This is a genomic window from Vibrio sp. 2130-1 (genome assembly GCF_033339515.1).
Window position 1 is genome coordinate 1 of the sequence record NZ_JAWOUT010000262.1, and the last position, 710, is coordinate 710.

Below are 710 nucleotides of genomic sequence, written 5' to 3' on the forward strand. Positions count from 1 at the left end.
GTGTTACTGCTGTTCTTAATTGGCTTGGAATTGAACCCGAAAAAATTATGGCAAATGCGAGGGCCGATTTTAGGTCTTGGCGGCGCGCAAGTTGTAGTGACGACGGCGGGTATTGGTAGCATTGTCAGTTTGTTTGGCTTGAGTATGCAGGTGAGTTTGGTCATCGGCATGGGGCTCGCTCTTTCCTCTACGGCCATTGCACTCAAAGTGATTGAAGAGCAAGGCCTCAATGGCACCGAAACGGGCCAGTCTGGTTTTGCTGTGCTGCTTTTTCAAGATATCGCCGTCATACCGATGTTGGCTATGTTACCGCTTTTGGCTGGTGAACAGAATGTAGGTAGTTGGTTCGATGCTTTTACCGTTTTAGGCAGTGTCGTAGCCTTGTTGATTGGTGGTCACTTTTTATTGCGCCCTTTGTTTCGTTTTGTCGTGATGAGTGGGGTTCGCGAGCTATTTACCGTGGCTTCACTCTTGGTGGTGCTAGGCATTTCGGTGGTGATGCAAAAACTGGGCTTGTCCATGGCGCTAGGAACTTTCTTAGCTGGAGTGCTGCTGGCCGAAAGTGAATATCGCCATGAGCTAGAAATCGCTATCGAGCCGTTTAAAGGTTTGCTTCTTGGTCTGTTTTTTATCGCGGTTGGCATGGCGGTAAACTTAGGCTTACTGGCGTTGCATCCTCTTGAAATTCTTGGTGCGGTGGTGGCTTTGGT

1 protein-coding gene is annotated in these 710 nt (G+C 48.9%); it reads left to right on the forward strand.

All coding sequences use genetic code 11. The annotated features are described in order from the left end of the window. The coding region (locus R7Q09_RS25615) for a cation:proton antiporter (protein WP_318143873.1) at window positions 1–710 on the forward strand (710 nt) is incomplete at both ends.